The following is a 25,191-nucleotide window of genomic DNA, read 5'->3' on the forward strand; positions in this document are numbered from 1 at the left end:
TGCCTGGCACAACCGGGTGCGGTGCATGCGAAGCCTGTAGGGGAGGCACAGTTTGTCACAGGGGGTTTACCGCTGTGTGTACCATTCGGGGTTGCCCTTCGGCATTTGTTCGGCCACTGCTGGATGCCAATGACCACAGATCGAATCTCCAAACACCTCTCCTCCGCGGCTTCGCCGCTTCCCTTGCGCCGCCAGCTTTTGGCCGCGCTCATCGCAACCCCCTCCCTTCCGGCCCTGGCGCAGTTTCGCGTCGAGGTGACAGGTGTGGGCCTTACCCAGCTGCCCATTGCCATTGCCCCCTTCCGGGGCGAGGCGCAAGCCCCCCAGAAGATTGCGGCCATCATCCAGGCCGATCTGGAGCGCAGCGGCCAGTTCCGTGCTATCGACGCTGCGGGCGCTGCACTGGACGAAACCGCCCGTCCCGATGTGGCGCTGTGGCGGCAAAAAAGTGCCGACTCGCTGGCCACTGGCAGCGTGACGCGGCTGGCCGACGGGCGTTTTGATGTGCGCTTTCGGCTGTGGGACGTGGTCAGGGGGCAGGACCTGGGAGGGCAAAGTTTTGTCGTGACCCAGGGCGACCTGCGCCTGGTGGCGCACCGCATTGCCGATTTCATCTACGAAAAGCTCACCGGCGAGCGCGGCGTGTTCTCGACGCGCATTGCCTACGTGACCAAGACGGGCCCCCGCTACAGCCTGTGGGTGGCCGATGCAGATGGCGAGAACGCGCAATCGGCGCTGTCGAGCCCGGAGCCCATCATTTCCCCCGCCTGGTCGCCCAATGGAGGGCAGCTGGCCTATGTGTCCTTCGAGTCCCGCAAACCGGTGGTCTATGTGCACGACGTGGCATCAGGCCGTCGCCGCCTGATTGCCAACTTCCGGGGCTCCAACAGTGCGCCTGCCTGGGCGCCGGACGGGCGTTCGCTGGCGGTGACGCTGAGCCGCGACGGTGGCTCGCAGCTCTACACCATCGACGCAAATGGCGGCGAGCCGCGCCGCCTGATGCAGAGCTCCGGCATTGACACCGAGCCGGTGTTCTCGGGCGATGGCCGCAGCATTTATTTTGTCAGCGACCGTGGTGGTGCGCCGCAGATCTACAAGGTGGGCACCTCGGGCGGCAACGCCGAGCGTGTGACCTTCACGGGCACCTACAACATCTCGCCCACGGTGAGCCCGGACGGGCGCTGGCTGGCCTATATCTCCCGCGTGGGTGGGGCTTTCAAGCTGCACGTGATGGATCTGTCCACAGGCACCGTGAATGCCGTGACCGACACCATGGCCGACGAAAACCCGAGCTTTGCCCCGAACAGCCGCCTCATTGTGTACGCCACCCAGCAGCAGGGGCGTGAGGCACTGATGACCACCACGCTGGACGGCAAGATCAAGGCCCGCCTTGCAGGGCAGGCGGGCGATCTTCGCGAACCGGACTGGGGTCCGTTTCAAAAGCAATGAACTTATCGATATTTTTAGTTATCAAGCCTTCAGGAGAAATTTGGATGATCAAACGTTTTACCCTTGCCCTTACCGTTGTTGCACTGGTGGCTGGCTGCAGCTCTGGCGTGAAGCTGGACGATGTTCCCGTCGAAGACAAAAACGCAACGTCCACCATGGGCGGCGCCAACAGCGGTGCCAACTCTGGCAATACGTCGCAGAGCGGCGTGGCCGGTGTGGATCTGGGGCAATCCGGCCGTGATGGCGCAGGCCCTGTGGGCGTGGCGCGCATCGTGTACTTCGACTACGACAGCTATGTCATCAAGCCCGAGTTCCAATCCGTGATCGAAGCACATTCCCGTTTCATCAAGGCAACCCCCAGCCGCAAGGTCATGATCGAAGGCCACACCGATGAACGTGGCGGCCGTGAGTACAACCTGGCGCTGGGCCAAAAGCGTGCCGAGGCTGTGCGCCGTTCGCTCGGTCTGCTGGGCGTGCCGGATGGCCAGGTGGAGGCGGTGAGCTTTGGCAAGGAGAAGCCCGCAGCCCAAGGCGGTACTGAAGATGTGCACGCGAAGAATCGCCGTGCTGAACTGTCCTACCGTTGATGCGAACCGCTGCTGTGGTGTTCCCTCTTCGGCTCTTGGCGGCTGCCGCGTTGTCGGTGTCCTTGCTGCCTTCGGCACAGGCGGCCATCTTTGAAGATGGCGAGGCGCGCCGGGCCATTCTGGAAATGCGTCAGCGTGTGGATGGACTGCAAATGTCCAGCCAGCGCTCTGCCGAGGAGCTGCGCAAGCTGGGTGAAGAAAACGCCCAGCTGCGCCGCAGCCTTCTGGACCTGCAGACACAGATAGAGACCCTGCGGGCCGAGCAGGCTAAGCTGAACGGTCAAAACGAGCAACTGCTGCGTGATGTGGGCGACCTTCAGCGGCGCCAAAAGGACATCGCCCAAGGGGTGGATGAACGGCTTCGCCAGTTCGAGCCCGTCAAGGTGGCTTTGGATGGCAAGGAGTTTCAGGCCGACCCCGCAGAAAAGCGGGACTTCGAGGCCGCACTTGCGGTCTTTCGATCTGGCAAGTTCCCCGAAGCCAGCACGGCGTTTGCCGGGTATGTGCGCCAGTACCCGCGCAGCGGTTTTGTGCCGTCAGCGCGTTTCTGGCTTGGCAATGCCCAGTACGCCACGCGGGAGTACAAGGAGGCCATTGGCAACTTCAAGCAAATGTTGGCGGATGCGCCCGGCCATGCCCGGGCCCCAGAGGCCGCTTTGTCGATTGCCAACTGCCAGATCGAACTCAAGGACACGCGCACCGCACGCAAGACGCTGGAAGACCTGGTCCGCGCCTATCCACAATCTGAGGCGGCCGTCGCTGCCAAAGAGCGTCTGTCCCGCTTGAAGTAATGGCGGGCGAAATTGTCTCGCCTGGGGTGCCACTGCCGGAGGAATCTCAGGCCGCATTGGAGCGCCGGTTTGGTGGTTTGGCGCGGCTGTATGGCGTAGAAGGCGCGGCGAAAATCCGCCGTGCCCATGTTGCCGTCATCGGTATCGGAGGGGTGGGGTCCTGGGCCGCTGAGGCGCTGGCGCGCAGCGGTGTGGCCCAGATTACTTTGGTCGATCTGGACCACGTCGCCGAGTCCAACATCAACCGCCAGATTCATGCACTGACAGACACGGTGGGCCAGGCCAAGGTATTGGCGATGCGGGATCGCATAGCCCAGATCCATCCGGCATGCGCCGTTCATTGCATTGAGGAGTTTGTGGAGCCTGGCAACTGGCCTGGGCTGTTGACGATCCCTGTGGATGCAGTCATCGATGCGTGTGACCAAGTGCGGGCCAAGGTGGCGATTGCCGCATGGGCGCAATCTGTGGGGGTGCTGCACATTGCGGTCGGTGCTGCCGGTGGCAAGCGCCAGGCGCACAAGGTCGATGTGGATGACCTGGCCCACACGACCCACGATCCTTTGCTGGCGCAGTTGCGTTACCAGATGCGAAAACACCACCGCGCGCCGCGTGAAGGCAAGAAGATCGGTGTGACCTGCGTGTTCAGCCGCGAGGCTGTGGCCCCTCCTGATGCATCTTGCAACATCGAGGGGGATGGCACTTTGAACTGCCACGGCTATGGCTCGGTGGTCGCGGTCACGGCCACCTTTGGGCAATGTGCTGCTGGGTGGGTGCTCGACAAACTTGCGACAGATTCCAAGTCGGGTTCAAAAAAGACGCTATAATTCAAGGCTTTGCAGCAGTCTGATAAATTCTGATTATTGCAATCGGTCGGGACGTTAGCTCAGTTGGTAGAGCAGCGGACTTTTAATCCGTTGGTCACTGGTTCGAATCCAGTACGTCCTACCACTTAAAATCCAATGAAATCAAGGCCTTAGCGCATTCGCGCCAAGGCCTTTTTTCTTTGACTTCTCGAAAAAATTCGGGATTGGTGCAAAAGTGGTGCACACGGAAACTCAACGCCAGTCGATCTTCCAAAGAAAGGACAGCGGGTGGCAAGCATCAAGAAGCGCGGCGAGTACTGGAGAGCACAAGTTCGCCGTAAAGGGTATCCGGCAATCTCTCGGACCTTCGACACGAAACTCCAAGCTGAGACATGGGCGAGAGCGACTGAGGGCTCTATGGATCAAGGCGTTTTCCGAACTCTCGGCGACGCTGAAAAAATGACCTTAGCAGAGGCGCTGGAGCGCTACTGGCGCGAAGTTGGTTCCGCTAAGAGCTATCCCAAGCAAGAGCATCAGCGAATCCGGCACTGGCAAGCGCAGCCGCTGGCACAAAGGTATCTCTCCAATCTGCGAGGGGTGGATTTCGCCGCCTACCGCGATGCTCGACGCAAGCTCGGACGCGCAGAAAACACTGTTAGATTGGAACTGCAACTAGTTGCCCACCTGTTCAATGTGGCGCGCAAGGAGTGGGGCATGGAGGGCCTGCTGAACCCGCTCAACGACATTCGGAAGCCTTCAGGCTCTAGCGAGCGTGACAGGCGCCTGATGGCTGGAGAGTTTGAGGCGCTAGCCGAGGAATTGGCTAGGTGTGGGAATCCTTGGGTGCTTCCAGCCTTTGAGCTGGCAATTGAAACGACTTTGCGTCAAGGAATGCTATTCAAACTGGAGCGGGCTTGGCTGGATGCATCGGGTCGCTTCTTCCGCGTTCCGCGTGAGCACCAGGGTAAAGGCAACAAAGCCGTGCCAGCGTTTGTGATTCTGTCCAGTCGTGCTGCGGAAATCGTTGTGGCCTTGCCTGAGTGCGGATCAGGCGAGCGTGCGGGCAAACTACTGGGCTGTTCTCAGAATGCGGTGTCTGTTGCTTGGAAACGTGCACTTGCAGCTGCGCGGCGTCGCTATGAGGATGCGGAGCGGGCTGCAGGTCGTTCCCCCAAGGCTGGGCACTTACAGGGCCTCCGTTGGCATGACCTGAGACACGAAGGGGCCTCGCGCTTGTTTGAGCGCGGGCTGAATCCCATGGAGGCTTCGGCTGTGACGGGCCATCGCAGTTTGAGCATGTTGCGTCGTTACGTGCACCTATCGCCAGCTCAGTTGCTCAGTAAGCTGGGCTGACGTAATGTGAATCGAGCTTCTGAATCGCCCCGGGGCGATTCAGAGAAGAAGTCGCCCAGCGCGCCTCGCTGCCGCCACACCTGCCGCATCGCTTGTCACGTCCTGGGTCCGAGTCGCGAGCTGTTGATCGACGGCGTGCAAATCCGGCTAGGTTAGTTCGTTGGACTGATATGGAACACTGCGAGAACGAGGAGCCACACGCCTTCAACGTGACAGTCGATGGCGCAACTCAGTTGTACCGAACCAACGATAGCAAGGTCAAAGCAGAGAAATAGAGAGGGAGCAGGGCGGGATATGAGGATGCGCGCCTGAGTCTACGATTTGTGTGATCGCGCGCTGCGCGACCACACAAATTCCGATCGGGTAGATCTGACGGCCTAGAGGTCAGCAAGATGACTGGAGATGCTCCTAGTCACTGACATGCCGTTAGGATAACGCAAGAGGCTCCTTCTTGCAACTCCAAGAGACGCTGAGTCGCCGAGCATGTCCCATTGAGAACTACATATGACAAGAACACCGCTCTCAGAGCTTTTTGACTCGATGTATCACGGCAAGCAAAAGTTTTCCGAATTTATCTCCGAACCCGTCGAGGGCTTATACCGTCGGAAATTTATTGGCCCCCCCAGAAATCAGCGCGAAGTTCTAGTTCCAGAGAAGAAACTTAGGATATATCACTCATTTTTGAATCTTTTCGTAATCGAATTTTTGCCAATAAATCAAGAAGTTGTTTTTTCGTACAGAAAGGGAAGCAGTGCATACGATGCTGTTGTAAAGCATGCAAAATCTAAGCATTTTTTTCAGACAGATATATCTTCTTTCTTTTCAAGTATTAACGCAAATTTGGTGGGTAAAGTTATTGCGGAGGGCGAAGAATTTTGCCCTGCTGGGGATGTGCTCGTTAACCTTGCAAGAATTATCGATCTAATATGTATCGATAATTCGCTGCCTATGGGGTTTCCATGCTCAGCACCCATGAGTAATGCAGTTCTTTTAAAATTCGACAATGCGCTCAATCAGTACTGCGCTGCGCACGGATTAATATATACAAGATATTCGGATGATATTATTATTTCTGCAGAAAAAAAAGAAGATCTTGCAGATATTAAGAGCATCGTGCAGAATTTACTGACTCAGCATGGGGCTGCAGAACTCAAATTGAACGAGAGGAAGAGCAAAAATTTTCGAGTAGGCGGAAAAATCGTGATTCTCGGCCTCATGATTTTGCCTAATGGCAAGGTAACTGTCGACTCAAAGATTAAAAGAGAAGTTGAGGTCCTTTTGTATAGATATTCGCAAGGCCGAGAAGCATTTCTTGCGGCAATCGAAAAGGAAGAAGATCGTGTAAAGGCGAAAATTACCGGCTACTTGAATTACATTAATTCTGTGGATCAGGACTATTTGGACAAACTAAGAAGAGACTTTGGTGTCACAGTCATCGATACATTTCTTCATCGTCCGTTGCCGAAAGAGAAGGCGCAAAGATGAAGTTGAATATCAAGATAAATAATGTTCAACAAATAGTTGATTTGAGGTTTAATGTTAATTTCGATCAAGGCCCTATTGTATGTGTCACCGGAAAAAATGGCGCCGGTAAGACTACATTGGTTAAAGCAATTCGAAATCTGACCAACTCTGATACTTTCGCCAAAACCTCTTCCGAAGGCGTGTTCAACGAGGGTAGCTCGATTGAGTATGAAATTGACGATCTTACATTGGCCTATGCTTACGAAAAATCAATCGAAACAATCAACTGCCGGACTCCTGTACCGATAGAGTATCGGTCTAAGATATACGTTGAGCTTCCAATTCCGCATGGAGAGCGATTCACGTTTTTTCAGAGAATCAGTAACTTGGATGCTGACATACGTACAGCAGTTGTTCTTAAAAGATATACAAAACCAGATGAATTAATAAAATTCCTTCATCGAATTTATGAGAACAAGAATTTTGATAATTTGGTGGCAGTGGAAATTAAGGGACAGACTTACTATTGTCGACTGACGGTGGGCACCCGCTACTTGCGGGAAGACTATTTCAGCTCTGGTGAGTATTTTTTGATCAACATCTATCGAAGAATCTCCCAAGGCTATCGCCTTATCGTGATTGATGAAATTGATATTTCTTTGGATGCAGCAGCGCAAGTTCGATTAATTGAAAGTCTCAGAGATTTTGGCGCTGACATCGATGTCAAGTTTCTGCTTACCACGCATTCGCTTGCGATGATGCAGACACTCAAATCTCATGAAATTTTTCATTTGGAATTTGAACCGTCCTCCGGTGTGGCGAAGATTGAGAATGTGCCTTACAATTATATTAAAAGCATTTTATTTGGATTTAAGGGTTGGGATAAATATATTCTTACCGAGGATGCTGCTTTGAAGGAGTTGCTGGAATATCTAATTAAAAATTATTGCAGTAATGTTTATTTTTCTTACAACATAATTTATATCGGCGGTGGATTAAACACTACTGATTTAATGAATCGAAATCGCGTAGAAGAATTTTTCTCTAGTGCAGATAACGTCATCAGTGTCCTCGATGGCGATCAAAGAAAACTTAGACATGCTAAGAACAATTCGACGCTCTGCATCCCTTTTGAAAGCTTAGAAAAGGAGTTTTTAGCGCATTGTCTAGAAGGAGGGCTTAAAGGGCGAATAGATTGTCAGGCCTTTTTGAAAGGTGATGTTGATCGGCTACGCCGCTATGTGCCAATTCTAAGGAAGGCTCCTACCTCTGCTGGCCCAACGAGGGCGAACCTTTCATTGAAAGACAGGCTCTGCAATTTTCTCCGGTCTTCACTACTGGTTCCACGAAGGAAGAAAGGGAAAAAATCTGATGTCTCTTCAGAAGGCGAATTCGGTGATGCTGGAAAAAGATTGCTTAAAGAAGTAGTCAGGCAAAGAATAATGAGTCAACAAGATATTATTCAGCATTTATGTAAGGAGAACGAGGCTGCAGTGATTGCATTCTCCCAGGAGTTACAACGCTTTCTGACTATTCAGCCTGCTTCTCAGGCATCGCGGGCGATGCGTCACGCCAGAGGCGTTGGTTCTAGATAATTTTCAAAGCTAAAGATTCGGAGCTTTCAGTGAGCCACTCTGAGTGGTAACGCGGGCTAAGAAAATCATAGCGAGGCAGAATGCTGCCTTGCGTCGATGAATATTTGATCCCTAATGTGATTGACGTCTCTGATGCCACGTTAGCCGCCGGTATTTACGAACTTTTTGTGGTGGCTTGAAAATTGTCTTGCTGAGATGGTGTGGGTCGAAAAAGGTCGTGCTAAGAACATACAAGCAAATAGGGGCGCCAGAACGTATCCTGGGCCCCTCCAATGTCTCCCGGAGACCTTAAACAGGTCGCGGAACTTCAGGCGATACAGAGCCAACGACCCTAAAAAGGTCACTGAGTTGGAGTCGATGCCGATCCACGACCTCAAACAGGTTGCGGAATTTTCAGAATCTGTAAGCGAGCTGAGCCAATCTCATTGCGTGTGCGCATGATTCGCTTGAATTATAGATATTTTATTTCAGGTATGCTGTGTTGAATATTTATCATTTCTTGAATCAATGCAATTGAATGCGAAGCCGCTTTTCGCATTTTTCCTCCTTGGAGGATGGTATAAATTCCACCGATGATCATTGGAATTCCTATGAATATAAAAAATGCAGGTATACCAATTATTAGGAAAAATAACCCTAATAGCTGAACCATGTAGGAGTGTTTTATTTTCCTTTTGCTTGCTGAAATTGCATCTTCGGCCCCATGACCTTCCATATTTAATGCATATTTTGGACCGAGCCGCTCGCCAAAGGCTACCATAGCAGCAGTCGCTTGTTTGGTATGAGTATTGGTTGTCAGCAAAAGATAAAATTGAGAATTATTAATGCCAAGCATCCCTGCTAATCTTGATCGCGTGTGATCGTCAGACGCCACATTCAAAATTCGGCCTCTACGTTCAAATTCAAGATAAGCATAAGACCCCGTTTGTCCAGATGTTGTTTCTGGCCCAATTTCGACAAGCTTGTCTGTAAGTGTGAGCTTCTCAATTTTCGGATTCATAGACTTTCCTTGTGAAGATACATTCAATTTTGTTGTCTATAGACACGTGTCTTTAGTATACATAGTTGGCACATTGGCTCCATGCGAGCCAGCACAAATTCAGCTCTGATCCGCGCTTTGGGTGTGGAGCTGAAGGTGTGCAGGTTGGAAAGAGGGTTGACCCAAGAAGACCTTGCTGCGCGTGCAGATCTCGATAGGCCGTATGTCACCCTGATTGAGGCCGCCAGGAAGCAGCCAACCCTGAGCGTTCTGCATCGTCTGGCGACGGCTTTGGAGCTTCCTTTGGGCGTGTTTCTGACCCGTGTAGAGCGTCGATACCTTGACGCTCCAGAGAGCTCGTGAGTTCAGAGTTCGGGTCGCCACTCGCGCACGATGCGCTTGAAAGGCTCTTCATAGCCCAGTGAGTCCGGGTACTGATTCACCTTCGCGACCAGCCCAAAGACCGTCACCATGTCCTTGGCGATGCCGGTATCCAATCCCCAAAGCGTCGTTAGATCGAAGGCTCCGCAGCTCGCCGCGTTCCACCAGGCCAACAAGAAGTCGGCCACGCGTCGGCTTTGGCCCGTGTCGCCCTGTGCAACCTGAATCAAGCGCTCCAGCGCCGCTGTCTCCTCTTCGTTTACGGTTCTTTCATCCATTGCGCCCAGCAGCTCTGCAAAGGTTTCAGGATCAATTTGCACCGGCGAAGCCGGTGAGGGGAGTTCAAAGCCCGCCTTGGCTGTAGAGCCCGAGCCGGTTTGTGATTTGTCGAGTGCGCGCATGGCTATTCCTTTCGTTTGTGGCCTGCCTCAGCCGTTTTCACCGTCGCCGTGTGACAAGAGGAGACGGCCTGGCCAGCGGGGCAAGGGCACGCCCGCAAGCCGCAGCCCGCAGCGCAGCGGAGGGACCGGGTGAGGACGTGGGCGGAGCCGAACCCTTGCCCCGCTGGCCAGGGCGGCTACCGTCACACGAAAAGGCGAAGGTGAAAACGGCTGAGGCATCCCAAAGGCCCGAGAAGCCCACATGTGCGCATTCGACGCCGCGCGGCGAGCGCCCCTCGGCCACGGAACGTGGCCGCAGACCATCGAGCGAAGCGAAGCACGCGCCAGGGGCGCCCACATGGCGCGTCGCGCCTTGTGGTTGGAGGGGGTGTGGTGTAACCGAGGGGGATGGCCGTCGGCCTTCCCCCTGGTATTCCGGATGAGGGACCGTGACCCGTATGGGCCGAGACACCGTAGGTGGCTTGGTGGCAAAGCCATAGGGCCCGGCCCCGCGCTAGCGCGGGGACATCTCCTCATAGGAGCCTGTGTAAGGCAGTGGCATACGCGATGGACGCCACAAGCGAGGTATAGACCGCCAAACCAAGAAAACCGGGAAAGATCAGTCCGGCCCACCCAATTCCGAATAAAAATCTCCAGCCAAATGACACAGCCCGTTGGCGCTCCAGTTCATTGACTTTAGCCTTGAAATTGTCGCGCTCATTCACAAGGTTGATTTTCTCCTTGATCTCGGCGATTTTCGATTGCTCCTCGTTCAAGAGGGTTTCACGCTCGATTTCCCAAAGCTTCCACGCTTCACGGGCTACAGCTTCTGCAGACAGATCGCTGTCGGCTAAGCAGGCATAGTTTTTAAATGCAAAATGCATCACTAAACTGCGCCATCTGGCCTCAGGCCAGCTCTCAAAGGGCGAGTCTTGGAAGTCGTATAAGCCAACTAGCCTTACTAAACTCCTGGGCAGATTACATGCTGCGTCCACTCTTGAGCAAAGAACGAGATTGGTGAGAAAAAACACCGGACCATGAGCTAAGGTGTAAACACCACGCGCTCTCTCTTCATTGATGACCATTAAATGGGCGCATTCATGAATATAGACAGAAGTAATTTCCTCTTTTCTCCAGAATCCAACAGAAATGCTTAGCTGAATTGCCCATTCATAGTTCCAGCGATCCACGCAGCCTGAAAATCTTGTTCGCGGACCGGATAGGGGGGCAATTCTGACGCCTGGCACCTTCTCGAAACGACATGCTTCAACCGCAGTGGCAAGCATGGCGTTCAGCCATTGTGTCTTACACTCATCCGCCTGAACCAAATGTTTAACTAGCACTGGTACGCTCACAATTCAATCTCCATGCTCGACTTTGCTTCTCCGCCATGGTCATCTGGAGAGCCCTGGCTCGGTGGGTTATTTGAAGAGTCTGGATCGACTTGATGCGCACGCACAAGGAATCCCAACATATCATCGAGTTCAAAGGCCATATTTTGATTGATCCACAATGCAAAATTGTGCATATCCTCATCGATAGCAAGCGCAAGAAGTTTTAGGATTGGCTCAGGCAAATCGCCAAAAAATCCAGGTGAGAGCCAATTAATAGCAATAGCTTCGCGAGCCTTGGAATCAAGTGTGGGATATTTCTCAAGAAGCATATCGTTGGCGGACTTGAATTTCGTCATTCGAGCTAGTTTTCCACTTCGCTCGGCCCAGAGGCATGCTAGATAGCATGCTCTCTCAGTTTTTGATTTGTCGCGCGTTAGAAATAGATATTTCGCAAGGTTTTCCACGTCCTGCTGCCGCTCAGGATATTCATCATCTAGCCAGCGCTTCACCAAATCTGACTCTGAATAGTGAACAATACTTTCTTCCCACCAGTATTTATCCAGACTAAGAGTCAAAATATTTTCTTGTTTTAGGTCGCAGTCGTATACTTCGAATCCGGTCGGTGCGCTAGGCTGAAATTCAGTCTGCCAGATAGAAATGCGCTGCTCTTTGGTCAGGTTTCGCGGTGTAATGGTGAAGTCCATGGTTAAACTTCTCGCTGAATTGAGTTAATTGGAAAATATTCTTCGATGCCCGCCATCAGGCGAGCTGTTTCGGCGGGGAGCTTGAACAGTTCCTTTAACGCTTCACCGTAGCTGGTTGGTGGTGAGATCGTTTTCCAAGAGCATTTATCTCCGCGCCGATAAACTCGACGTTGAATAACCCATTTCTCTTCGGAATCAAGGTCTGAATTCAAAGTCATTTGATTTTCTCCTTTCGGGTTTCTTCGCAGCTGCGTCTTGCTGCTCTTGCGAGGCTTGGCGCTGCGCGCGGGCCAGCATGGCGGTTGTGCTGTTGTTGGTAGGCGGCGTTGAGACGGGGGCCGAGTGCAACGTGTTGGCCAGTTCCAACTCGACGGCTCGGGCTTCCTTGCGCAGCTCGGCCAAGAGCTGCTTTGCCTCCTGCTCCGCGGCTTGGTGCTGCGCCAGGTCCTCGGCGCGCCGCGAACCCGCGCCACGCCGCAGCCTGGCCGCCCCGGCAGGGCCGAGGTGCAAGCCGCGGGGGCGCTCGATCCCTTGGGCCAACAGGCTGCGGTGGTCCACGCGCGCCGTGAAGCCAGCTGCGGCCAAAGCCTCATTGGTCAACCGGGCCAGTAGCTCGCGCGTAGCTAGCAACCATTCACGGGGCCGCAAGTCGTTCGTAGCCCTAGCACCTCCGCTCTCTGGTTTCTTGTCTTTCGGCGCTGCCCGAGAAAACCAGAGCTCAGGGCTTCTGTCATAACCATCCCAGATTTTTTGACTTAGGAGTACATGCACGTGGGGGTTCAGAGCCAGAGCGCCACCGTGATGCACCGCCATGACAAAAGGCAGCGGCTCTCCCGTGCTAGTGGTGGCCACACGGGTGCAAAACTCGCGTGCCAGTGCGAGGCGCTGGTCGTGACTGAGCTCAACGGGTAGGCTGAATTCCAAGCCCTTCGCAAGTCTGGAATTCACCCTCGAGTTCTGGTCCGCCGACTTCCAATAGTCGAGGTGCTTGCGCGGTCCAGCAGCCCACGCAGGCATGTTCTTCGACTCTGAGTGAATGCAGGGATCCAGTCCCGCCTTGGCATACTTGCCAAGGCGCAGGATGTAGGCGGCGCTGGCGGCTGCAGACGAGCCGCTCCCCTTGCCCAGGGAACGGGCTCTGAGATGAAAGATTGCCATGGTGTTTCTTTCATCTCAGGCGGCGCGGCAAGCAGGAGGTACAGGAGGCGGCACGCCTTCTGTCGCACTCAGTTTCTCGAAGAGAAACTGCGTAAGTGCGCCCTTCGCTTGAAAAGCGAACGGGAGTTGAGCGCGGCGCTTCATTCTGAGCCTCCTCCAGCATAGGGCGCCGCACCCGCCGCAGACACGCCAGCGCCGGGAGGTGCTGGGGTGGCAGGCGAGGCGGGGGATGGGGGCAGCAGGCCGAACAATGAGCGATCGTCGGGGCGGGTCAACCATGAGTCGAAACGCTTGCCTTGAACGCTCAAGTCAGCCACGCCCGACGCACCGCCGAGCTGCTCCAGCAAGAATGCGCCGAGGAGGATCTTGCGGCGCGTTTCTTGGGCTCGGCAGGCCTTGCTGGCCGAAGCGCGAGCGCGGGCCGCTGCCTTGCGCTGCTCGGCCTGCAGGCGCGCCAAGCGCTGCTGCAGTTCCTCGATTTTTTTAGTGCGGGGGGTGGTCATTTACCACCTCTCGTCAGCCGCTCTGCTGCCATGCGCTCTCTGATGGCTTGGGCCTCTGCCCGAGCTCGTTCAATCGTCTCCCGACTTGCAGGCGCGGAGGCTTCATCGTGCGTGCCCCCGGGCTGCAAGGCCCGCCGGTCCGCTTCATCCAGGCAGTAGTACCACAGCCCTACACCACGGATCGTGGCTTCCCTGGCCAACCGCACTGCCAGGGCGCGCGGGCTCCTGATACCTGCGCCGCCGCGCCCGCGCGCCCGCAGTTGACCGGACAGCTCGTCGACGATGGCTTGGCCGTGGGGGTGGTACTGGAGCAGCTTGGAAAGGTGTTCCCGCTCGGCCTGTGTCAAACCAGATCCGTTGGCAAAGCTGAGTACGGGGGCCGCGCTGCGCGCTGCGTTGTTGTTGTTGTTGTTTTTAGTATTAACAACAACTAACAACTTACCAGTTTCTCCAACTCCCTCGGGCTGTGGATAACTTTTGGCAGAGGGGGTGCTCATGCTTCGCCCCCTTCGGACTGCTGCGCAGCCTTACGTGGCCGCCCTCCGCGTCGATGCGCAGTCGCGGCCTCTGCCAGGCCGCGTACCCATTCACGGTACTGCCCCGCAGTCCAGCGCACTAGTCTGTTCTTTTCAATAACTGGCTTCGGCAAAAAGCCGCGCGCCCGCGCGCTGTAGATGCTGTCAAGCGATTGCTCGCATAGGGCCGCCCAGTTTTTTGGACTGATAAGTGTTGAGTCATCAAGGGCCGCGAAGGCCTTGAGAAAGTCGCCATCGTCGCCTGGCTTTTTCTTGCAGTGCATGGTGTCGGTTGTCGTGAGTGGTTGACAAACCGATGGTCGTCAAAGAGCATTCAACCCACCATCCCGAACTTTCTCAAAAACTCACCGATATGCCGCAATCCCCCCGTGCAATCGCAGCACAGGTTCTGCTCGAAACCGAGCGTGTTGCGAAGATGGCTAAGGAAAAAAGTGGTCGAACCAATGTGGAGCTTGAATCTGCGCTGGCCGATTTGGATAAGCAGAGAAAATCTGAAGGCAGCCGTTTTAGCGAGCTGCTGAACGGCCGTAGAAGTGCATGTAGTGGCTTAGTTACCATGCACGACCAATTGGTGGCCGCGGGGTATATCGATCCGCCCGGGGACGACTTCGGCATGGTGACCAGCGAAGAAGTGCGGCGCTCCACAGAATTCGACTTTGCCGCAGAATCGAAAAAGGCCGAAGACTTCTACAAGGCCCGGAACAAGGCTGCGCAGGCCTTGCAAGAGTTGGCTGAAGTCATGAAGCATCCCCCAATCCCTGACCCGAAGCGCACTAAGTATCAACCGTCTCGTTTCAATTTTTCGCGCCTGCGCAACTACTATCTCAGTGAGGTGGACAGGGTTGACGCGACGGCCGCAGAACAGGTCGATCGGTTAGCGGATTGGGTTTCTGAGATGTCGTTCATGTCCACTAGTGGATGGGACTGGTCGAAGTCAAAAAGTGGTGCAAAAGTGGTGCACTCAGAGCCAAAATTGATGCCAAAGGTAGACGGTTGACGAGGGATGTAGAAGAGAAAAAATCATTGTCAATCAACGACTTATCATGCAAAATGAAGACTGATCATTGGCGTTGATTCTGGCTTTTAATCCGTTGGTCACTGGTTCGAATCCAGTACGTCCTACCACACGATTCATTGCACAGCGACTGATGTGCGATTTCAAAGGCCTCCCTGCGGAGGCCTTTGTTTTTTCCGGCGTGCGTTTTGCAGGTGCGCCCCGCATGAGGGGCGTATCGCGCGTCACGGACTGGCTGAAGAGTCCGTGTGGTTCGGTGCGAAAAGGTCCCAGCTGGCCATGAACAGCGCAGCGATGACGGGGCCGATGACGAAACCTGTCAGGCCGAAAAGACCCATGCCTCCCAGTGTGGAAATGAGCACGATGTAGTCCGGCATCTTGGTGTCCTTGCCGACCAGGATGGGGCGCAGGACGTTGTCCACAAGCCCAATCACGCCGATCCCGAATGCGGTGAGTACCGCCCCTTGCCACGCGGCTCCGGTGGCGAGGAAGTAGATGGCCACCGGCACCCAGATCAGGCCTGCGCCCACAGCGGGCAGCAGTGACAGGAACGCCATCAGTACCCCCCACAGAACCGGGCCCTGAATGCCCAGCACCCAGAAGATCAGGCCGCCCAGAGCGCCTTGGGAGGCCGCTACCACGATGTTGCCTTTGACGGTGGCTCGGATGACCGTGGTGAATTTGCTGACCAGTTGCCGCTTGTGGGCATCGTCCAGTGGGGTCGCGTGGCCAATCCGGCGGGCCAGGCTCGCGCCATCGCGCAGCAGGAAAAACAGGAGGTACAGCATGATGCCGAAGCCGACGAGGAACTCCAGCGTGTTTTGGCCGATGCTCAGAGCTTGTGTTGCGACGAACTGGCTGGCCTGCACGGCAACGGAGGAAAGCTTCTGCTGCAGTTCTCCGATGCTGGTGAGATTCAGCCGGTCTAGTAGATTGGCGGCCCATGCGGGCAGGGCCGCGATCACTTGCTGTAGATACAGCCCGAAATTGAGTTGACCTGAGCGCACCCGTTCGTAGATGACGCTGGCTTCCTGGACCAACGATACTGTGATGGCGGTCATGGGCAGGATGACGATCACCAGGCAAAGCCCCAGGGTGCACAGGGCTGCCAGGGTGGGGCGCTTGGGCATGCGCTTGAGCAGTTTGCGGTGCAGCGGGGCAAACAGGATGGCCAGGATCACGCCCCAAAAAACAGCGCCGTGAAACTGCCAGAGGATGGCCCCGAAGGCAATGGTCACGGCGATCAGCAGCAGCAGGAAGGCTTTGTCTTGGAGGTGGTTGGGTGTCATGTCGCTTGGAGGCAATGAGATACCCAGAATGTACGCGAGGCCCGCAGGCGTCAGCTTGCCTGCAGCCTGCTGTTGGCGCGCGCTTGTCCCTTCCTTTGGGCGATTGCCCGTTCGGTGGCACAATACCGCCCGTACCAAGGCCCTTCCCCAGCCACAGTCGCATCCGCCAATCGGTTCAGCCGTGTCGCGGAAGGTTTCTCAACCAGCTAATGCTTTCCCAAGGAAAGCGGAGGTCAGCGGAATATGAGCGATACGACATCCGTCTATCAAGCCTACCAAGGCAACACCTACCTCTTCGGCGGCAATGCGCCCTATGTCGAAGAGATGTACGAAAACTACCTAGCCAACCCAGGTAGCGTGCCAGACAACTGGCGCGAGTACTTTGATGCACTGCAAAATGTGCCCGCAGTGGACGGCAGCAATGCCAAGGACGTTCCCCACCTGCCCGTGATCAATGCCTTTGCCGAGCGCGCAAAGCAGGGCGGCACCAAGGTGGTTGTTGCCACCGGCGCAGATTCCGAACTGGGCCGCAAGCGCACCGCTGTTCAACAGCTGATCGCCGCGTACCGCAATGTGGGCGCACGCTGGGCCGATCTGGACCCGCTCAAGCGCACCGAGCGCCCCGCGATCCCTGAACTCGAACCCTCTTTCTACGGCTTCAGCGATTCCGACCAGGAAGTCGTGTTCAACACCAGCAACACGTTTTTCGGCAAGGAATCGATGCCACTGCGCGAGCTGATCAATGCCTTGCGCGAAACGTACTGCGGCTCCATTGGCGCCGAGTACATGTATGCCACCGACCAGAACCAGAAACGCTGGTGGCAGGAAAAGCTGGAAACCATCCGAAGCAAGCCGAGCTTCGGCGCGGAAAAGAAAAAGCAGATCCTTGATCGCCTGACGGCCGCTGAAGGCCTGGAGCGCTTTCTGCACACCAAGTACGTCGGTCAGAAGCGTTTCTCCCTGGAAGGAGGCGAGAGCTTCATTGCCGCCATGGATGAGCTGATCCAGCAAGCGGGGTCCAAGGGCATCCAGGAAATCGTCATTGGCATGGCGCACCGTGGCCGCCTGAATGTGTTGGTCAACACGCTGGGCAAGATGCCGGCCGACCTGTTTGCCGAGTTTGACCACACGGCCCCGGAAGACCTGCCTGCCGGTGACGTGAAGTACCACCAAGGCTTTTCCTCGGACGTGTCCACTCCCGGCGGCCCGGTCCACCTGTCGCTGGCGTTCAACCCCTCCCACCTGGAAATCGTCAACCCCGTGGTGGAAGGCTCGGTGCGCGCCCGCATGGACCGTCGTGATGACCCCCGGGGCAGCCAGGTGTTGCCCGTGCTGGTGCACGGCGACGCCGCATTCGGCGGCCAGGGTGTCAACCAGGAAACCCTGGCTCTGGCACAGACCCGTGGGTACACCACAGGTGGCACGGTGCACATCATCATCAACAACCAGATCGGTTTCACGACCTCGGACCCGCGCGACATGCGCTCCAGCGCGTTCTGTACCGACATCGTGAAGATGGTTGAATCGCCGGTGCTGCACGTCAATGGTGATGATCCCGAAGCCGTGGTGCTGGCCACGCAACTGGCGCTGGAATACCGCATGGAATTCCGCCAGGACGTGGTGGTGGACATCACCTGCTTCCGCAAGCTGGGCCACAACGAGCAGGACACGCCCTCGCTGACGCAGCCGCTGATGTACAAGAAGATTGCGGCCCACCCCGGCACCCGCAAGCTGTACGCCGACAAGCTGGCCACCCAGGGCCTGGGTGCGACGCTGGGTGAGGACATGGCCAAGGCCTACCGCGCAGCGATGGATGCAGGCAAACACACGGTAGACCCCGTGCTGACCAACTTCAAGAGCAAGTACGCGGTGGACTGGTCGCCCTTCCTGGGCAAGAAGTGGACCGATGCGGGCGATACCGCAATTCCGCTGACCGAATGGAAGCGCCTGTCCGAAAAGCTCACGACCATTCCTGCCAGCGTCACACCGCACCAACTGGTGAAGAAGGTCTACGACGACCGCGCTGCCATGGGCCGTGGCGAAATCAACGTGGACTGGGGCATGGGTGAGCACATGGCCTTCGCGTCCCTGGTGGCGAGTGGCTACCCGGTGCGCCTGTCGGGCGAAGACTGCGGACGCGGCACCTTCACCCACCGCCATGCGGTGATCCATGATCAGGCCCGCGAGAAGTGGGATGCAGGCACCTATGTGCCGCTGCAGAACGTGGCCGACAACCAGGCTCCGTTCGTTGTCATCGACTCCATCCTGTCCGAAGAGGCGGTGCTGGGCTTTGAATACGGCTACGCATCGAACGACCCCAACACCCTGGTGATCTGGGAAGCGCAGTTCGGCGACTTCGCCAACGGCGCCCAGGTCGTGATCGACCAGTTCATCGCCTCTGGTGAAGTGAAGTGGGGCCGTGTCAATGGCATCACGCTGATGCTGCCGCACGGCTACGAAGGCCAGGGCCCCGAGCACAGCTCGGCCCGCCTGGAGCGCTTCATGCAGCTGGCGGCTGACGCCAACATGCAGATCGTGCAGCCCACCACGGCCAGCCAGATCTTCCATGTGCTGCGCCGCCAGATGGTGCGTGACCTGCGCAAGCCGCTGATCATCATGACGCCCAAGTCGCTGCTGCGTAACAAGGACGCGACCTCGCCGCTGTCCGAGTTCACCAAGGGCAGCTTCCAGACGGTGATTCCCGAGCAGAACGAAGCCATCGTGAAGAAGGCCGCCAAGGTCAAGCGCGTGATCGCGTGCTCGGGCAAGGTGTACTACGACCTCGTGAAGAAGCGCACTGAGCGCGAAGACGAGGACGTGGCCATCATCCGTGTGGAACAGCTCTACCCGTTCCCTCACAAGGCGTTTGCGGCTGAACTCAAGAAGTACCCCAACGCGACGGATGTGGTGTGGTGCCAGGACGAGCCGCAGAACCAGGGTGCATGGTTCTTCATCCAGCACAACATCCACGAGAACATGCTCGACGGCCAGAAACTGGGCTACGCAGGCCGCGCCGCGTCCGCTTCGCCCGCTGTGGGTTACGCCCACCTGCACCAAGAGCAGCAAAAGGCGCTGGTGGATGCAGCATTCGCCAAGCTCAAGGGTTTTGTCCTGACCAAGTAAGGCCAGCTACCCGAACGAACACAGAACAGAACCCCTACCGAAAGAATTCAAAATGGCTATCGTAGAAGTCAAAGTCCCCCAGCTGTCCGAATCCGTGGCAGAAGCCACCATGCTCACCTGGAAGAAGAAGGCCGGTGAAGCCGTGGCCGTGGACGAGATCCTGATCGAGATCGAAACCGACAAGGTTGTGCTCGAAGTGCCTGCCCCCTCCGCAGGCGTGTTGTCCGAAATCATCCAGGGCGACGGCGCCACCGTGGTGGCCGACCAGCTCATCGCCAAGATCGACACCGAAGGCAAGGCGGGCGCAGCCGCAGCAGCTCCTGCAGCTGCCGCGCCAGCCCCCGCCGCAGCTGCCCCCGCTGCAGCGCCTGCCGCTGCTGGTGGCTCGAAGGGTGATGTGGCCATGCCCGCCGCTGCCAAGCTGCTGGCCGACAACAACCTGTCTGTCTCGGCCGTGGCCGGTTCGGGCAAGGACGGCCGCGTGACCAAGGGCGACGTGCTGGCCGCTGTGGCCGGTGGCGCCAAGCCCGCTGTGGCAGCCCCCAGCGTGATCCCCACTGGTGTGCCCTCCAAGGCCTTGCCCCAGGTGGCAGCCCCCGCTGGCAAGGAAGACCTGAGCGGTCGTCCTGAGCAGCGCGTGCCCATGAGCCGCCTGCGCGCCCGCGTGGCCGAGCGCCTGCTGCAGTCGCAATCGACCAACGCCATCCTGACCACGTTCAATGAAGTGAACATGGCCCCCGTGATGGACCTGCGCAAGAAGTTCCAGGACAGCTTCACCAAGGAACATGGCACCAAGCTGGGCTTCATGTCCTTCTTCGTGAAGGCCGCTGTGCACGCCCTGAAGAAGTACCCCGTGCTGAACGCGTCGGTCGATGGCAACGACATCGTTTACCACGGCTACTTCGACATCGGTATCGCCGTGGGCTCGCCCCGTGGCCTGGTGGTGCCCATCCTGCGCAATGCTGACCAGATGAGCTTCGCCGACATCGAGAAGAAGATCGCCGAGTTCGGCAAGAAGGCTGCCGAAGGCAAGCTGGGCATTGAAGAAATGACCGGCGGCACGTTCTCGATCTCCAATGGCGGCACGTTCGGCTCCATGCTGTCCACCCCCATCATCAACCCGCCCCAGTCGGCCATCCTGGGCGTGCACGCCACCAAGGACCGCGCTGTCGTGGAAAACGGCCAGATCGTGATCCGCCCGATGAACTACCTGGCCATGTCCTATGACCACCGCATCATCGACGGCCGCGAAGCCGTGCTGGGTCTGGTGGCGATGAAGGACGCGCTGGAAGATCCATCGCGTCTCCTCTTCGACATCTGATCCCCTGACTGCATTGACCCACCCGCGTGGCCCGGCCTCTGGTCCTGCCCGCCGGTGGGTCTTTCTCCAACAGACTGAACGAGATTTCCCATGAGCAAACAATTTGATGTGATCGTCATCGGTGGCGGTCCTGGTGGCTACATCGCCGCCATCCGTGCCGCCCAGCTGGGCTTCAATGTCGCCTGTATCGACGAGTGGAAGAACGACAAGGGTGGCCCCGCACCCGGCGGCACCTGCACCAACGTGGGCTGCATTCCCTCCAAGGCCCTGCTGCAGTCGTCCGAGCATTTCGAGCATGCCAACAAGCACTTTGCCGAACACGGCATCACGGCCACCGGCGTCAAGATGGATGTGGCCAAGATGATTGCCCGCAAGGACACCGTCGTGAAGCAGAACAACGACGGCATCCTGTACCTGTTCAAGAAGAACAAGGTCAGCTTCTTCCATGGCCGTGGCTCGTTCGTCAAGGCCGCCGAAGGCGGCTACGAGATCAAGGTGGCAGGTGCCGCTGAAGAATCCATCGTTGGCAAGCAGATCATCATCGCCACCGGCTCCAACGCCCGTGCGCTGCCCGGCACGCCGTTTGACGAAGAACTGGTGCTGTCCAACGACGGTGCGCTGCGCGTGGGCGCGGTGCCCAAGAAGCTGGGCCTGATCGGCTCGGGTGTGATCGGCCTGGAAATGGGCTCCGTGTGGCGCCGCCTGGGTGCCGAAGTCACCATCCTCGAAGGCCTGCCGACCTTCCTGGGTGCGGTGGACGAGCAGATCGCCAAGGAAGCCAAGAAGGCTTTCGACAAACAAGGCCTGAAGATCGAACTGGGCGTGAAGGTCGGCGAGATCAAGACCGGCAAGAAGGGCGTGAGCATTGCCTACACCAACGCCAAGGGCGAAGCCCAGGCGCTGGACGTGGACAAGCTCATCGTCTCCATCGGCCGTGTGCCCAACACCATCGGCCTGAACCCCGAAGCCGTGGGCCTGGCCCTGGACGAGCGCGGTGCCATCGTGGTCGATGCCGACTGCAAGACCAACCTGCCCGGCGTGTGGGCGGTGGGTGATGTGGTGCGCGGCCCGATGCTGGCGCACAAGGCCGAGGAAGAGGGCGTTGCCGTGGCCGAGCGCATTGCCGGCCAGCACGGCCATGTCAACTTCAACACCGTGCCCTGGGTCATCTACACCAGCCCTGAGATTGCCTGGGTGGGCCGCACCGAGCAGCAGCTCAAGGCCGACGGCGTGAAGTACAAGGCGGGCAGCTTCCCGTTCCTGGCCAACGGCCGGGCACGTGCGCTGGGCGACACCACCGGCATGGTCAAGATGCTGGCGGATGCCGAGACCGACGAGATCCTGGGCGTGCACATCGTGGGCCCGCAGGCCAGCGAGCTGATCTCCGAAGCCGTGGTCGCCATGGAGTTCAAGGCCAGCAGCGAAGACATCGCGCGCATCTGCCATGCGCACCCCTCGCTGAGCGAAGCCACCAAGGAAGCGGCCCTGGCCGTGGACAAGCGCACCCTCAACTTCTGATATTTGAATAAAAAAGGGCTCCAGCGCCTGCTAGTCATGCGCTGGTAGCTATTAAATTCATAGTATCGGAAGGGTGCCCATCCCGTGACAGTCAAACAGGCTTACCTGGCCGAGCTGACCGCTAAAGGCTACCAAAGCGACCCGGCCCAGCTGCGGGCCGTGGATGCGCTGCAGCGCTGCGCCGATGAGTGGGCTGCCTACAAGGCGCGGCGCTCCAACGCGCTCAAGAAGCTGATCAACCGGCCCGACATTCCACGTGGCGTGTACATGTACGGCGGGGTGGGGCGGGGCAAGAGCTTCCTGATGGAATGCTTCTTCGATGCCGTGCCCCTGAAACGCAAGGTGCGCCTGCATTTTCACGAGTTCATGCGCGAAGTGCACCGCGAGCTGGTGGCGTTGCAGGGCACGCAGAACCCGCTGGATGTGCTGGGCGAGCGCATTGCCAAGCGCTACAAGCTCATCTGCTTCGACGAGTTCCATGTGGCGGACATCACCGACGCGATGATCCTGCACCGGCTGCTGGTGGCGCTGTTCGACAACGGCGTGGGGTTTGTCACTACGTCCAACTTCAAACCGGACGATCTGTACCCCGGTGGCCTGCACCGCGACCGTATCCTGCCCGCGATTGCGCTGCTCAACGAGAAGCTGGAAGTGGTGAACGTGGACAACGGCACGGACTACCGGCGCCGCACGCTGGAGCATGTGAAGCTCTACCATACGCCCCTGGGCCCCGAGGCCGACGCCGAGATGAGCCAGGCCTTCGACCAGCTTGCCGAGGTGCATGACGAAGACCCGGTGCTGCACATCGAGCAGCGTGAGATCCGTGCGCGGCGCAAGGCCGGCGGCGTGGTGTGGTTTGACTTCAAGGCGTTGTGCGGCGGCCCGCGTTCGCAAAACGACTACCTGGAGATCGCCACGCAGTTCCACACGGTGCTGCTCTCCGACGTGCCCTACATGCCGGTGAGCATGGCGTCGCCCGCGCGGCGCTTTACCTGGCTGGTGGACGTGCTGTATGACCGGCGTGTCAAGCTCATCCTGTCGGCGGCTGTGCCGCCCGAGCAGCTCTACACCGAAGGGCCGCTGGCACACGAGTTTCCGCGCACGGTGTCGCGTCTCAATGAGATGCAGTCCAAGGAGTTCCTGGACCTGGAGCGGCGCATGGTGGATACGGGGCTGACATGATGCAGCGTGCATGTTTTGCTGCAACGGTGCTTGCCACCGTGCTGGTGCTGCCAGTGGCTTCCGTGTGGGCCCAGGCCACCGATGGAACACAGGACAGCGCCCTGGCCGCTGCAGCCGCGCACCGTAAGGCCGAGCACGAGCGCATCCGCCACGAGCGCGAGGCGCTGGCCGCTGTGCGCCAGAAGGAAGAAGCTGCGTGTTACAGGCAGTTTGCGGTGGAGGACTGCCTGCGCAGCGTCCGCACAAAGGCACGTGAAGCCGGCGACCGGCTCCGTGCCCAGGAAGTGGAGTTGAACGACGCTGAGCGCAGGGAGAAGGCGGCCGAACGCCTGCGCTCCATTGAGGAAAAGCAGAAGGCCGTGCCACCCCCGGCGTCCAGGGGGCAGGGCACAGACGCCGCGGTGCGCAAAACCCCGGCAGACCCCGCGAACACCAAGGCGCAGCGGGACCACGGAGCCGAGCAGCGCGCACTGCTGCAACGCAACCGGGTCCAGCAGCATGACAACGAGCAGGCTGCCCGCGCGGCCATTCAGGCCGACCGCGCCGCCCAGGCGCGTGTCCGCCATGCAGAAACACTGAAAGCGGCGGACGAGCGCCGTGCACGGGTCGAAAAGTCCCAGGCCGATGCCGCTGCAAAGGGGCACCCGCCTGCTGCGCCGTTGCCAGCACCGGCGCGGGTGGCATCCAGCCCAGTGCGCTGATCGCCTGAAAAAGCGCAGCGGGGGCATCGATGGCCCGCTGGCCTATCGATTTATGGGGGCAAGCCGCTCCACTGGTGGGTAGCCGCCGCCATAAGCCACTTGCCTCCCGATGGCCTGATACAGCCGCAGTGGGCTGTGGGTCAGGCGCGGCCCGCGTCGAGCGGAACGAGGCGTGCGATCTTCTTTTCTTCGACCAGGGCTTCGATCTTCACGATGACCAGCGAGAGGTTGTCGCCACCACCCCGGGCCCGGGAGCGCGCTTTTTCGATCAGAAACTCGGTGGCTTCGCGGGGGGACAGCGAATCCACCACTGAGGCCAGTTCGGTGGGCGAGAAGTAGTGCCACACACCATCGCTGCAGGCGAGCAGCACATCACCCGGTTGCAGTTGCGGAATGATGTGGGTGGTGATGGGCGGGTCGCTTTCGGTGCCCAGGCAGCCCACCAGGATGTTTGAGTGGGGGTGGTTGTTGGCCTCGGCCTCGGTCAGCTCACCCCGGTCCACCAGCGCCTGGACATAGGAGTGATCGCTGGTGCGGAACACCATGCGGGGGCCCTGGAAATGGTAGATGCGCGAGTCGCCTGCATGCACCCAGTGGCAGTCGCCCCGGGGGTTGATGAGGAAGGCCGCAATCGTGCTGTGGGGTTCCTGTTCTGCCGAAATGGCCGTCAGGCGGATGACGATGTGGGCCTCTTCGACCATGTTCTTGAGCATGGACACGGCGTCGTCGGTGTCGGGCGAGTAACGCTCGAACAGCTGCCGCGCGGTCATCATGACCTGGTCCGATGCCTTGCGGCCGCCACTGCGGCCGCCCATGCCATCGGCGATCACGCCCAGCACGCAGCCATTGTGTCGGTCGTGGGAGATCAGGGCGACCTGGTCTTGCTGGTATTCCCGGTCACCCTTGTGGATGCCGGTGGACGCGATGAGGCGAAACGCTTTGGTCATGCTGGTGATTGTGGGGGCGCGTGCACAAACGCTCGTCGTGGAAAACGGGCCAAGCGCGTATTATCCGCCCGCCTGTGG

General features: G+C 58.0%; 25 protein-coding genes and 1 tRNA gene. 15 read left to right on the top strand and 11 right to left on the bottom strand.

Going from position 1 to position 25,191, the window contains the following annotated elements:
- Positions 1-129: 129 nt before the first annotated feature.
- The 8 genes from tolB (at position 130) to ACYZGB_RS02555 (ending at position 8,042) form a co-directional block, all read left to right on the top strand.
- Complete coding sequence (gene tolB / locus ACYZGB_RS02520) at positions 130-1,449, top strand: Tol-Pal system beta propeller repeat protein TolB (protein WP_462386636.1); 1,320 nt, start codon at positions 130-132, stop codon at positions 1,447-1,449.
- 44 nt (positions 1,450-1,493) lie between these two features.
- A complete protein-coding gene (gene pal, locus ACYZGB_RS02525) occupies positions 1,494-2,036 on the top strand; it encodes a peptidoglycan-associated lipoprotein Pal (RefSeq protein ID WP_462386637.1) in 543 nt (180 codons plus the stop codon).
- Positions 2,036-2,827 carry a tol-pal system protein YbgF gene (ybgF, locus tag ACYZGB_RS02530; protein ID WP_462386638.1) on the top strand — a complete coding sequence of 264 codons (792 nt, stop codon included), beginning with the start codon at positions 2,036-2,038 and terminating at the stop codon, positions 2,825-2,827. The genes pal and ybgF overlap by 1 nt, the downstream gene beginning before the upstream one ends.
- The gene (locus tag ACYZGB_RS02535; RefSeq protein ID WP_462386639.1) at positions 2,827-3,651 is read left to right on the top strand and encodes a tRNA threonylcarbamoyladenosine dehydratase; all 825 of its coding nucleotides are present in this window, start codon (positions 2,827-2,829) and stop codon (positions 3,649-3,651) included. Before ybgF ends, ACYZGB_RS02535 begins: the two co-directional genes overlap by 1 nt.
- A gap of 48 nt (positions 3,652-3,699) precedes the next feature.
- Positions 3,700-3,775 (top strand) — tRNA-Lys (locus tag ACYZGB_RS02540).
- A 143-nt stretch (positions 3,776-3,918) separates the two neighbouring features.
- A complete protein-coding gene (locus ACYZGB_RS02545) occupies positions 3,919-4,983 on the top strand; it encodes a tyrosine-type recombinase/integrase (RefSeq protein WP_462386640.1) in 1,065 nt (354 codons plus the stop codon).
- A gap of 504 nt (positions 4,984-5,487) precedes the next feature.
- Complete coding sequence (locus ACYZGB_RS02550; protein ID WP_462386641.1) at positions 5,488-6,468, top strand: reverse transcriptase domain-containing protein; 981 nt, start codon at positions 5,488-5,490, stop codon at positions 6,466-6,468.
- Positions 6,465-8,042, top strand: a complete 1,578-nt coding sequence (locus ACYZGB_RS02555) for an AAA family ATPase (protein ID WP_462386642.1) — start codon at positions 6,465-6,467, stop codon at positions 8,040-8,042. The genes ACYZGB_RS02550 and ACYZGB_RS02555 overlap by 4 nt, the downstream gene beginning before the upstream one ends.
- Before the next feature lie 451 nt (positions 8,043-8,493).
- Here the strand turns inward: ACYZGB_RS02555 and ACYZGB_RS02560 are convergent, their stop codons facing one another.
- Positions 8,494-9,042 carry a hypothetical protein gene (locus ACYZGB_RS02560; RefSeq protein ID WP_462386643.1) on the bottom strand — a complete coding sequence of 183 codons (549 nt, stop codon included), beginning with the start codon at positions 9,040-9,042 and terminating at the stop codon, positions 8,494-8,496.
- 81 nt (positions 9,043-9,123) lie between these two features.
- On the opposite strand from ACYZGB_RS02560, the gene ACYZGB_RS02565 reads away from it, so the two are divergent.
- Positions 9,124-9,384 (top strand): helix-turn-helix domain-containing protein, encoded by a 261-nt coding sequence (locus tag ACYZGB_RS02565; RefSeq protein WP_462386644.1) that lies wholly within the window; start codon positions 9,124-9,126, stop codon positions 9,382-9,384.
- A gap of 2 nt (positions 9,385-9,386) precedes the next feature.
- Here the strand turns inward: ACYZGB_RS02565 and ACYZGB_RS02570 are convergent, their stop codons facing one another.
- The 8 genes from ACYZGB_RS02570 to ACYZGB_RS02605 form a co-directional block, all read right to left on the bottom strand.
- Entirely contained in the window at positions 9,387-9,680 is a 294-nt protein-coding gene (locus ACYZGB_RS02570) for a DUF7673 family protein (protein WP_462386845.1), read from the bottom strand.
- A gap of 635 nt (positions 9,681-10,315) precedes the next feature.
- The gene (locus ACYZGB_RS02575) at positions 10,316-11,137 is read right to left on the bottom strand and encodes a hypothetical protein (protein ID WP_462386645.1); all 822 of its coding nucleotides are present in this window, start codon (positions 11,135-11,137) and stop codon (positions 10,316-10,318) included.
- The gene (locus ACYZGB_RS02580) at positions 11,134-11,820 is read right to left on the bottom strand and encodes a hypothetical protein (RefSeq protein WP_462386646.1); all 687 of its coding nucleotides are present in this window, start codon (positions 11,818-11,820) and stop codon (positions 11,134-11,136) included. The genes ACYZGB_RS02575 and ACYZGB_RS02580 overlap by 4 nt, the downstream gene beginning before the upstream one ends.
- A 2-nt stretch (positions 11,821-11,822) precedes the next feature.
- On the bottom strand, positions 11,823-12,038 hold the full coding sequence (locus ACYZGB_RS02585) for a hypothetical protein (RefSeq protein WP_462386647.1): 216 nt from the start codon (positions 12,036-12,038) through the stop codon (positions 11,823-11,825).
- Positions 12,016-12,978 carry a MobA/MobL family protein gene (locus ACYZGB_RS02590; RefSeq protein WP_462386648.1) on the bottom strand — a complete coding sequence of 321 codons (963 nt, stop codon included), beginning with the start codon at positions 12,976-12,978 and terminating at the stop codon, positions 12,016-12,018. Before ACYZGB_RS02590 ends, ACYZGB_RS02585 begins: the two co-directional genes overlap by 23 nt.
- Positions 12,979-13,118: 140 nt before the next feature.
- A complete protein-coding gene (locus ACYZGB_RS02595) occupies positions 13,119-13,481 on the bottom strand; it encodes a mobilization protein (RefSeq protein ID WP_462386649.1) in 363 nt (120 codons plus the stop codon).
- Entirely contained in the window at positions 13,478-13,978 is a 501-nt protein-coding gene (locus ACYZGB_RS02600) for a hypothetical protein (RefSeq protein ID WP_462386650.1), read from the bottom strand. The genes ACYZGB_RS02595 and ACYZGB_RS02600 overlap by 4 nt, the downstream gene beginning before the upstream one ends.
- Positions 13,975-14,280, bottom strand: coding sequence for a hypothetical protein (locus tag ACYZGB_RS02605; RefSeq protein WP_462386651.1), 306 nt, complete (start codon positions 14,278-14,280; stop codon positions 13,975-13,977). The genes ACYZGB_RS02600 and ACYZGB_RS02605 overlap by 4 nt, the downstream gene beginning before the upstream one ends.
- 32 nt (positions 14,281-14,312) lie before the next feature.
- Between ACYZGB_RS02605 and ACYZGB_RS02610 the strand changes: the two genes are divergently transcribed.
- Complete coding sequence (locus ACYZGB_RS02610; RefSeq protein ID WP_462386652.1) at positions 14,313-15,014, top strand: hypothetical protein; 702 nt, start codon at positions 14,313-14,315, stop codon at positions 15,012-15,014.
- Between the two features lie 242 nt (positions 15,015-15,256).
- Here the strand turns inward: ACYZGB_RS02610 and ACYZGB_RS02615 are convergent, their stop codons facing one another.
- The gene (locus tag ACYZGB_RS02615; protein ID WP_462386653.1) at positions 15,257-16,321 is read right to left on the bottom strand and encodes an AI-2E family transporter; all 1,065 of its coding nucleotides are present in this window, start codon (positions 16,319-16,321) and stop codon (positions 15,257-15,259) included.
- 243 nt (positions 16,322-16,564) lie between these two features.
- Between ACYZGB_RS02615 and ACYZGB_RS02620 the strand changes: the two genes are divergently transcribed.
- The 5 genes from ACYZGB_RS02620 to ACYZGB_RS02640 all read left to right on the top strand — a co-directional run bounded on the left by ACYZGB_RS02620 (position 16,565) and on the right by ACYZGB_RS02640 (position 24,166).
- Positions 16,565-19,444 carry a 2-oxoglutarate dehydrogenase E1 component gene (locus ACYZGB_RS02620; RefSeq protein ID WP_462386654.1) on the top strand — a complete coding sequence of 960 codons (2,880 nt, stop codon included), beginning with the start codon at positions 16,565-16,567 and terminating at the stop codon, positions 19,442-19,444.
- A gap of 52 nt (positions 19,445-19,496) precedes the next feature.
- Positions 19,497-20,765, top strand: coding sequence for a 2-oxoglutarate dehydrogenase complex dihydrolipoyllysine-residue succinyltransferase (gene odhB / locus ACYZGB_RS02625; RefSeq protein ID WP_462386655.1), 1,269 nt, complete (start codon positions 19,497-19,499; stop codon positions 20,763-20,765).
- 90 nt (positions 20,766-20,855) lie between these two features.
- Entirely contained in the window at positions 20,856-22,283 is a 1,428-nt protein-coding gene (lpdA, locus tag ACYZGB_RS02630) for a dihydrolipoyl dehydrogenase (RefSeq protein WP_462386656.1), read from the top strand.
- An 84-nt stretch (positions 22,284-22,367) separates the two neighbouring features.
- Entirely contained in the window at positions 22,368-23,465 is a 1,098-nt protein-coding gene (gene zapE, locus ACYZGB_RS02635) for a cell division protein ZapE (RefSeq protein ID WP_462386657.1), read from the top strand.
- Complete coding sequence (locus ACYZGB_RS02640) at positions 23,462-24,166, top strand: hypothetical protein (protein ID WP_462386658.1); 705 nt, start codon at positions 23,462-23,464, stop codon at positions 24,164-24,166. The genes zapE and ACYZGB_RS02640 overlap by 4 nt, the downstream gene beginning before the upstream one ends.
- A 140-nt stretch (positions 24,167-24,306) precedes the next feature.
- Here the strand turns inward: ACYZGB_RS02640 and ACYZGB_RS02645 are convergent, their stop codons facing one another.
- The gene (locus ACYZGB_RS02645) at positions 24,307-25,113 is read right to left on the bottom strand and encodes a PP2C family protein-serine/threonine phosphatase (RefSeq protein ID WP_108616793.1); all 807 of its coding nucleotides are present in this window, start codon (positions 25,111-25,113) and stop codon (positions 24,307-24,309) included.
- Between the last annotated feature and the right edge of the window lie 78 nt (positions 25,114-25,191).

This window comes from Acidovorax sp. Q11, assembly GCF_054950075.1.

Excerpts from the sequence above, each read along its gene's own strand:
- tolB (WP_462386636.1), top strand. The coding sequence starts at position 130 with ATGACCACAGATCGAATCTCCAAACACCTCTCCTCCGCGGCTTCGCCG.
- pal (WP_462386637.1), top strand. The coding sequence starts at position 1,494 with ATGATCAAACGTTTTACCCTTGCCCTTACCGTTGTTGCACTGGTGGCT.
- ybgF (WP_462386638.1), top strand. The coding sequence starts at position 2,036 with ATGCGAACCGCTGCTGTGGTGTTCCCTCTTCGGCTCTTGGCGGCTGCC.
- ACYZGB_RS02535 (WP_462386639.1), top strand. The coding sequence starts at position 2,827 with ATGGCGGGCGAAATTGTCTCGCCTGGGGTGCCACTGCCGGAGGAATCT.
- ACYZGB_RS02550 (WP_462386641.1), top strand. The coding sequence starts at position 5,488 with ATGACAAGAACACCGCTCTCAGAGCTTTTTGACTCGATGTATCACGGC.
- ACYZGB_RS02555 (WP_462386642.1), top strand. The coding sequence starts at position 6,465 with ATGAAGTTGAATATCAAGATAAATAATGTTCAACAAATAGTTGATTTG.
- ACYZGB_RS02560 (WP_462386643.1), bottom strand. The coding sequence starts at position 9,042 with ATGAATCCGAAAATTGAGAAGCTCACACTTACAGACAAGCTTGTCGAA.
- ACYZGB_RS02565 (WP_462386644.1), top strand. The coding sequence starts at position 9,124 with ATGCGAGCCAGCACAAATTCAGCTCTGATCCGCGCTTTGGGTGTGGAG.
- ACYZGB_RS02570 (WP_462386845.1), bottom strand. The coding sequence starts at position 9,680 with ATGGATGAAAGAACCGTAAACGAAGAGGAGACAGCGGCGCTGGAGCGC.
- ACYZGB_RS02580 (WP_462386646.1), bottom strand. The coding sequence starts at position 11,820 with ATGGACTTCACCATTACACCGCGAAACCTGACCAAAGAGCAGCGCATT.
- ACYZGB_RS02585 (WP_462386647.1), bottom strand. The coding sequence starts at position 12,038 with ATGACTTTGAATTCAGACCTTGATTCCGAAGAGAAATGGGTTATTCAA.
- ACYZGB_RS02590 (WP_462386648.1), bottom strand. The coding sequence starts at position 12,978 with ATGGCAATCTTTCATCTCAGAGCCCGTTCCCTGGGCAAGGGGAGCGGC.
- ACYZGB_RS02595 (WP_462386649.1), bottom strand. The coding sequence starts at position 13,481 with ATGACCACCCCCCGCACTAAAAAAATCGAGGAACTGCAGCAGCGCTTG.
- ACYZGB_RS02600 (WP_462386650.1), bottom strand. The coding sequence starts at position 13,978 with ATGAGCACCCCCTCTGCCAAAAGTTATCCACAGCCCGAGGGAGTTGGA.
- ACYZGB_RS02605 (WP_462386651.1), bottom strand. The coding sequence starts at position 14,280 with ATGCACTGCAAGAAAAAGCCAGGCGACGATGGCGACTTTCTCAAGGCC.
- ACYZGB_RS02610 (WP_462386652.1), top strand. The coding sequence starts at position 14,313 with ATGGTCGTCAAAGAGCATTCAACCCACCATCCCGAACTTTCTCAAAAA.
- ACYZGB_RS02615 (WP_462386653.1), bottom strand. The coding sequence starts at position 16,321 with ATGACACCCAACCACCTCCAAGACAAAGCCTTCCTGCTGCTGCTGATC.
- ACYZGB_RS02620 (WP_462386654.1), top strand. The coding sequence starts at position 16,565 with ATGAGCGATACGACATCCGTCTATCAAGCCTACCAAGGCAACACCTAC.
- odhB (WP_462386655.1), top strand. The coding sequence starts at position 19,497 with ATGGCTATCGTAGAAGTCAAAGTCCCCCAGCTGTCCGAATCCGTGGCA.
- lpdA (WP_462386656.1), top strand. The coding sequence starts at position 20,856 with ATGAGCAAACAATTTGATGTGATCGTCATCGGTGGCGGTCCTGGTGGC.
- ACYZGB_RS02640 (WP_462386658.1), top strand. The coding sequence starts at position 23,462 with ATGATGCAGCGTGCATGTTTTGCTGCAACGGTGCTTGCCACCGTGCTG.
- ACYZGB_RS02645 (WP_108616793.1), bottom strand. The coding sequence starts at position 25,113 with ATGACCAAAGCGTTTCGCCTCATCGCGTCCACCGGCATCCACAAGGGT.